Raw genomic sequence first — 7,041 nt, forward strand, 5'->3', positions numbered from 1 at the left:
GTTTTTGCTGGCTTTTTTCGTTTATTCTTTCACCCAATTTCGATTCGCTTTCACAAGGACTTGCGCATGCTGTGGTTGATGACGATGGGGCGCCGCCTGAACGGCGTGTATGCTGCTTTTATGTTGGTGGCCTTCATGATGGGCGTGGCCGGTGCGCTACAGGCACCGACGCTGAGCCTGTTTCTCAGCCGCGAGGTGGGGGCGCAGCCGTTTTGGGTGGGCCTGTTTTATACCGTTAACGCGATTGCCGGGATCCTCGTTAGCCTGGGGCTGGCGAAACGATCCGACAGCCAGGGCGATCGCCGCAGGCTGATCCTCTTTTGCTGCGCCATGGCCGTGGGCAACGCGCTGCTTTTTGCCTTTAACCGTCATTACCTGACGCTCATCACCTGCGGCGTGCTGCTGGCCTCTCTGGCGAACACTGCCATGCCGCAGCTGTTCGCGCTGGCCCGTGAATATGCCGACAGCTCGGCGCGAGAGGTGGTGATGTTCAGCTCGGTGATGCGCGCACAGCTCTCGCTCGCGTGGGTCATCGGTCCGCCGCTGGCCTTCATGCTGGCGCTGAACTATGGCTTTACGGTCATGTTTTCTATCGCGGCAGGCATTTTTATTATCAGTCTGGCTCTGATTGCCTTTGCGCTGCCGTCTGTCGCCCGGGTTGAGCAGACGACGGATAAGCCGATCACTCAGGTGAGCGGCTGGCAGGATAAAAACGTGCGGATGCTGTTTATCGCCTCCACGCTGATGTGGACCTGCAACACCATGTACATTATTGATATGCCGCTGTGGATCAGCAGCGATCTAGGCCTACCGGACAAGCTTGCGGGGATCTTAATGGGGACCGCCGCCGGGCTGGAAATTCCGGCGATGATTCTGGCGGGGTATTACGTTAAGCGCTTCGGAAAGCGTCGGATGATGATTGTTGCCGTGGCGGCTGGGGTGCTGTTCTACGCGGGGCTGCTCCTTTTCCATTCGCGTGAAGCGTTGCTGGCGCTGCAGCTGTTTAATGCCGTGTTTATCGGCATCGTTGCCGGGATCGGCATGCTCTGGTTCCAGGATCTCATGCCCGGCCGCGCCGGCTCTGCGACAACGCTTTTTACCAACAGTATTTCGACGGGCGTTATTCTGGCGGGAGTGATTCAGGGCGCGCTGGCGCAAAGTTATGGTCATGCCTCGGTTTACTGGATGATTGCGGCGATTTCGGTGGTAACGCTTGGGCTGACCTGCCGGGTCAAGGATGTTTGATTCTGGAAGGCGGCTTCACGAAATGAAACGATTTTCTGACAGATACAGAGAAGGCGCATAGAGTGCGTGACGGGTGCTTGAGGCTGTTTGCCTCAGGCTTTCGCAAGAGGCAAACAGTGGAGAGTCCCACATCAAAAAAATGATGGGGAGACCAACTTCACAACCAACATTGCGAGGTTAGTCTCTTCATTGCCGAAAAGCAATAAGGAGGCTGGAATGCCAAAACGTACTCTGCTGTTAGGTTTGTTTCTGATCTGTACGACGCTATTGATCTTCACCTGGATGGTGCGTGATTCGCTGTGTGAGTTGCACTTCAGACAGGAGAAAACAGAGCTGGCGGCAGTGTTGGCTTACGAAGCAAAACGTTAGCGGTATTGGCGGGGGAAGTGTCCCCGCCTCTCCAGAGTGGTTGAGCCTCAACGCACCCTTATCAATGGCCCGCGCCCTGCGGGCCATTGCCTTTAGCCCATAAACGCAGGCTGTTTTTTCTCGTACGCTGAGATGGCGTCCTCGTGCTGGAGCGTCAGGCCAATGCTGTCCAGACCGTTCAACATGCAGTGGCGACGGAAGGCATCAATGCTGAAGCTGTAGGTCTTATCCCCGGCTTTTACCACTTCCGCTTCCAGATCCACCTCAAACGCCATCCCTGGATTTGCCTTAACCAGCGCGAACAGTTCATCGACCTGCTCGTCGCTCAGCGTCACCGGCAGTAACTGGTTGTTGAAGCTGTTGCCGTAGAAGATATCCGCGAAGCTCGGGGCGATAACCACCTTAAAGCCGTAGTCGGTCAGCGCCCAGGGCGCATGCTCACGCGAGGAGCCGCAGCCGAAGTTTTCCCGCGCCAGAAGAATGGATGCACCTTTGTATTCCGGGAAGTTCAGGACGAACTCCGGGTTTGGCACTTCGCCTTTGTCGTCCAGAAAACGCCAGTCGTTGAACAAGTGTGCGCCAAAACCGGTGCGGGTCACTTTCTGCAAAAACTGCTTCGGAATGATCGCGTCCGTATCGACGTTAGCGGCGTCCAGCGGGACAACACGGCCCGTATGTTGGGTAAATTTCTCTGCCATGATTGTCTCCTTATTTCAGGCTGCGAATATCGGCGAAATGGCCGGTGACTGCCGCAGCGGCGGCCATTGCCGGGCTGACCAGGTGAGTGCGTCCACCCCGGCCCTGACGGCCTTCAAAGTTACGGTTGCTGGTGGAGGCGCAGCGCTCGCCCGGGTTCAGGCGGTCGTTGTTCATCGCCAGACACATGGAGCAGCCCGGCAGACGCCATTCGAAGCCTGCTTCGATAAAGATCTTATCCAGTCCTTCCGCTTCCGCCTGGGCTTTCACCGGACCGGAGCCTGGAACCACCAGCGCCTGCACGCCCGGCGCCACTTTGCGACCTTTGGCAATCTCTGCCGCCGCGCGTAAATCCTCGATACGGGAGTTGGTGCAGGAGCCGATGAACACCTTATCAATGTTCACGTCGGTCAGCGGTACGCCGGGTTTCAGCCCCATATAGGCCAGCGCTTTTTCCGCGCTGGCGCGTTCGACCGGATCGGCGAAGGAAGCCGGGTCAGGAATGCTGTCGTTGACAGAGATGACCTGGCCAGGATTGGTACCCCAGGTGACTTGCGGCGCAATCTCTTCCGCCTGCAGCGTGACAACGGTATCATAGGTGGCACCGTCGTCAGTTTTCAGGGTTTTCCAGTACGCGACCGCGTCGTCAAAATCCTGACCTTTCGGCGCGTGCAGACGGCCTTTCACATAGTTGAAGGTGGTTTCGTCCGGTGCGACCAGGCCTGCTTTAGCTCCCATCTCAATAGCCATATTACACAGGGTCATACGACCTTCCATGCTCAGCGCCTGAATGGCTTCACCGCAGAATTCCACCACGTGACCGGTACCGCCTGCGCTGCCGGTTTTGCCGATAATCGCCAGCACGATATCTTTCGCGGTGATACCCGGCGCGGCTTTGCCCTTCACCTCAATCTTCATGGTTTTGGCGCGGCCCTGTTTCAGAGTCTGCGTCGCCAGAACGTGCTCAACTTCCGATGTGCCGATGCCGAACGCCAGCGCGCCAAACGCGCCGTGGGTCGCGGTATGGGAGTCGCCGCAGACGATGGTCATGCCCGGCAGCGTAATACCCTGCTCAGGTCCCATCACGTGGACGATGCCCTGATACGGGTGGTTCAGATCGTACAGCTCCACGCCAAATTCGTTGCAGTTCTTGATCAGCTCCTGCATCTGGATGCGCGCCATCTCGCCGGAAGCATTGATGTCTTTGGTCTGGGTGGAGACGTTATGATCCATCGTGGCAAAGGTTTTACCCGGCTGGCGCACCGGACGCTTGTGCGCGCGCAGGCCGTCGAAGGCCTGCGGAGAGGTCACTTCGTGCACCAGGTGGCGGTCAATGTACAGCAGCGGGGTTTCGTTTGGCGCCTCGTAGACAACGTGCGCATCAAACAATTTTTCATATAACGTCTTGGCCATGATTACACCCCTTCAGCGACATAGCGGGCAATGATGTCGCCCATTTCATCAGTACTGACTGCTGCCGTGCCGCGCGCTAAGTCACCGGTACGGACGCCTTCTTCTAACGCCCGGTTAATGGCGTTTTCAATTGCGGTTGCTGCGTCGCCTGCATCGAGGCTGTAGCGCAGCAGCAGGGCCAGGGAGAGGATCTGCGCAATCGGGTTCGCAATGTTCTTGCCTGCGATATCCGGCGCGGAACCGCCCGCCGGTTCGTACAGGCCAAAGCCTTCTTCATTCAGGCTGGCCGATGGCAGCATGCCCATAGAGCCGGTAATCATCGCGCACTCGTCAGACAAAATATCGCCGAACAGGTTGGAGCAGAGCAGCACGTCAAACTGGGACGGATCCTTAATCAGCTGCATGGTCGCGTTGTCGATGTACATATGCGACAGCTCAACGTCCGGGTACTGCTTAGCGACTTCACTGACGATCTCGCGCCACAAAATGGACGACTGCAGCACGTTCGCTTTATCAATAGAGGTCACCTTATGGCGGCGCTTGCGTGCAGATTCAAAGGCGATATGGGCGATACGTTCAATTTCGAAACGGTGGTACACCTCGGTATCAAACGCTTTCTCATGCTGACCGCTGCCTTCGCGACCTTTTGGCTGACCGAAGTAGATCCCGCCCGTCAGCTCACGCACGCACAGGATGTCGAAACCGTTGGCCGCGATATCCGCGCGCAGCGGACAAAACTCTTCCAGCCCCTGATACAGCTTAGCCGGACGCAGGTTACTGAACAGCTTAAAATGTTTACGCAGCGGCAGCAGCGCGCCGCGCTCTGGCTGCTCTGCCGGCGGCAGGTGTTCCCATTTTGGGCCACCGACGGATCCAAACAGCACGGCATCGGCATTTTCGCAGCCTTCAACGGTGGCTTTTGGCAATGGCGTTCCGTGGTTATCAATCGCAATACCGCCCACGTCGTAGTGGCTGGTGGTAATTTTCATCGCAAAACGCGAGCGAACGGCTTCCAGTACTTTCAGCGCCTGTGCCATCACTTCCGGACCAATACCGTCACCCGGCAACACAGCAATATGGTAGTTCTTCGACATTACACGGTTTCCTTGTTGTTCTCTTTATTCTGAGCTTTGCGTTGCAACTCTTTTTCGACTTCAGCGGCGCGCCAGATGTTGTTCAGGACGTGCACCATCGCTTTCGCGGAGGATTCGACAATATCCGTCGCCAGGCCCACACCGTGGAAACGGCGGCCATTATAGTTGACGACGATATCCACCTGACCCAGCGCGTCTTTACCGTGCCCTTTCGCCGTCAGGTCGTATTTCACCAGCTCTACGTCGTACTCGGTAACGCGGTTGATCGCCTGATAGATGGCATCCACAGGGCCGTTACCGTTGGCGGCTTCCGCTTTAATTTCATCACCGCAGGCCAGCTTGACCGAGGCGGTAGCGATGTCGCTGGAGCCGGACTGCACGTTGAAGTAGTCCAGACGGAAGTGCTCTGGCTCTTCCTGCTGCTTGTTGATGAAGGCCAGCGCTTCCAGGTCGTAATCGAATACTTGGCCTTTCTTGTCGGCCAGCTTCAGGAACGCGTCGTACAGCTGATCCATGTTGTAATCGCTGTCCTGATAGCCCATCTCTTCCATCCGGTGTTTCACTGCCGCACGACCGGAACGGGAGGTCAGGTTCAGCTGAACCTGGTTCAGGCCGATGGATTCCGGAGTCATGATTTCGTAGTTTTCACGGTTTTTCAGCACGCCGTCCTGGTGAATACCGGAGGAGTGGGCGAACGCGCCGGTTCCAACAATCGCCTTGTTAGCCGGGATCGGCATGTTGCAAATCTGGCTGACGGTCTGGCTGGTGCGCCAGATTTCGTTGTGATTGATGCGGGTGTGCACGTTCATGATGTCTTTGCGCACCTTGATGGCCATGATCACTTCTTCCAGTGAACAGTTGCCCGCGCGTTCACCGATACCGTTCATTGCACCTTCTACCTGACGTGCACCGGCGTGCACCGCAGCGATGGCATTGCCTACGGCCAGGCCCAAATCATCATGGGTATGTACTGAGATGATTGCTTTATCAATGTTAGGTACGCGCTCATACAGGCCGGTAATGATGTTGGAGAACTCAAACGGCATGGTATAGCCGACGGTGTCCGGGATGTTGATGGTTTTAGCGCCCGCGTTGATGGCGGCTTCGACTACGCGCGCCAGGTCTTCAATCGGCGTACGGCCCGCATCTTCACAGGAGAATTCAACGTCATCGGTGTAGTTGCGTGCGCGCTTAACCATGTATACCGCGCGTTCAATGACTTCATCCAGCGTGCTGCGCAACTTGGTTGCGATGTGCATTGGTGAGGTTGCAATAAAGGTATGAATACGGAAGGCTTCGGCCACCTTCAGCGACTCAGCCGCAACGTCGATGTCTTTCTCTACGCAGCGCGCCAGACCGCACACGCGGCTGTTTTTAATGGTGCGGGCGATAGTCTGTACGGATTCAAAATCACCCGGAGAGGAGACGGGGAAACCGACCTCCATCACGTCGACGCCCATACGCTCGAGAGCCAGCGCAATCTGCAGTTTCTCTTTTACACTCAGGCTTGCCTGTAATGCCTGTTCACCGTCACGTAAAGTAGTATCGAAAATAATGACTTGCTGGCTCATGGGTTAGGTCCTTGTCAGTCTTAGGGCGCCTTGCTACGAGCATAAAAAAACCCGCGCAGTGGCGCGGGTTTTTAGTCTTATTGGTGACGATTCAACGCTGAATTTCGCCCGCCAGTCTACCGCGCACAGTGGATGCGTTTAGTAGTAGTAGACCGATGAAACGAATGGTGCGTGTCATGAATCGTGCTCCGTTAAATTCAATATGCTTTTAGTGGTACTGGATACAGCTGTGCATGTCAACCCCTGATGGTAAAAACGGCCCCAGAAGGCTAAACAGAGAGGGTGTGTTGTTTAGCTTATTGTGCTGGGTTTTTGATTTTTAACTTAACTAATTGTCTATTTTTGGACTTAAAAAACATTTGCAGAAACGAATAAACATAACGGGTATTTTTCAGGTGACGCAGTCCTCACAAATGCTTTCTCTTTAAACCGTTTTACTATCATCGAGTTATCTTTTTTTGAGAGAGCTTTTTCTCCCTTCAAATAGAATCATTGATAACAGATTGTTAACTTAATTCTGCTCAATGTCGATAACAGTTTAATTATACTTAAGTCATCCTTAACTGGATGGTTATTGTATATTGATTTGGTTTATGGTTTCATTCAAACACTAAAGTTAAGCATATCCTTTGTGCCGTTTTGTATTATAGCAT

Annotated in this window: 7 protein-coding genes; 2 read left to right on the forward strand and 5 right to left on the reverse strand. The window is 55.0% G+C overall.

The features are described 5' to 3' along the window. Nucleotides 1-66: 66 nt before the first annotated feature. Complete coding sequence (locus INF73_RS19430; RefSeq protein WP_028015496.1) at nucleotides 67-1,245, forward strand: sugar efflux transporter; 1,179 nt, start codon at nucleotides 67-69, stop codon at nucleotides 1,243-1,245. A 216-nt stretch (nucleotides 1,246-1,461) separates the two neighbouring features. Next, complete coding sequence (locus tag INF73_RS19435) at nucleotides 1,462-1,614, forward strand: Hok/Gef family protein (RefSeq protein WP_010427008.1); 153 nt, start codon at nucleotides 1,462-1,464, stop codon at nucleotides 1,612-1,614. A gap of 92 nt (nucleotides 1,615-1,706) precedes the next feature. Here the strand turns inward: INF73_RS19435 and leuD are convergent, their stop codons facing one another. From leuD to leuL, 5 genes are all read right to left on the reverse strand, one after another. After that, nucleotides 1,707-2,312, reverse strand: a complete 606-nt coding sequence (gene leuD / locus INF73_RS19440) for a 3-isopropylmalate dehydratase small subunit (RefSeq protein ID WP_028015497.1) — start codon at nucleotides 2,310-2,312, stop codon at nucleotides 1,707-1,709. Nucleotides 2,313-2,322: 10 nt separating this feature from the next. After that, nucleotides 2,323-3,723, reverse strand: coding sequence for a 3-isopropylmalate dehydratase large subunit (gene leuC / locus INF73_RS19445; protein WP_059357868.1), 1,401 nt, complete (start codon nucleotides 3,721-3,723; stop codon nucleotides 2,323-2,325). 2 nt (nucleotides 3,724-3,725) lie between these two features. Next, nucleotides 3,726-4,817, reverse strand: coding sequence for a 3-isopropylmalate dehydrogenase (gene leuB, locus INF73_RS19450; protein ID WP_014882533.1), 1,092 nt, complete (start codon nucleotides 4,815-4,817; stop codon nucleotides 3,726-3,728). Continuing rightward, complete coding sequence (gene leuA, locus INF73_RS19455) at nucleotides 4,817-6,388, reverse strand: 2-isopropylmalate synthase (RefSeq protein ID WP_028015499.1); 1,572 nt, start codon at nucleotides 6,386-6,388, stop codon at nucleotides 4,817-4,819. Before leuA ends, leuB begins: the two co-directional genes overlap by 1 nt. Nucleotides 6,389-6,479: 91 nt before the next feature. Next, nucleotides 6,480-6,566, reverse strand: coding sequence for a leu operon leader peptide (leuL, locus tag INF73_RS22300; protein ID WP_071993742.1), 87 nt, complete (start codon nucleotides 6,564-6,566; stop codon nucleotides 6,480-6,482). Nucleotides 6,567-7,041: the final 475 nt, after the last annotated feature.

It is taken from the genome of Enterobacter cloacae complex sp. P6RS (genome assembly GCF_014982245.1).
Lineage (GTDB): Bacteria > Pseudomonadota > Gammaproteobacteria > Enterobacterales > Enterobacteriaceae > Enterobacter > Enterobacter bugandensis.

Coding starts and splice junctions, on each gene's coding strand:
- INF73_RS19430 (WP_028015496.1), top strand. CDS start 67: ATGCTGTGGTTGATGACGATGGGGCGCCGCCTGAACGGCGTGTATGCT.
- INF73_RS19435 (WP_010427008.1), top strand. CDS start 1,462: ATGCCAAAACGTACTCTGCTGTTAGGTTTGTTTCTGATCTGTACGACG.
- leuD (WP_028015497.1), bottom strand. CDS start 2,312: ATGGCAGAGAAATTTACCCAACATACGGGCCGTGTTGTCCCGCTGGAC.
- leuC (WP_059357868.1), bottom strand. CDS start 3,723: ATGGCCAAGACGTTATATGAAAAATTGTTTGATGCGCACGTTGTCTAC.
- leuB (WP_014882533.1), bottom strand. CDS start 4,817: ATGTCGAAGAACTACCATATTGCTGTGTTGCCGGGTGACGGTATTGGT.
- leuA (WP_028015499.1), bottom strand. CDS start 6,388: ATGAGCCAGCAAGTCATTATTTTCGATACTACTTTACGTGACGGTGAA.
- leuL (WP_071993742.1), bottom strand. CDS start 6,566: ATGACACGCACCATTCGTTTCATCGGTCTACTACTACTAAACGCATCC.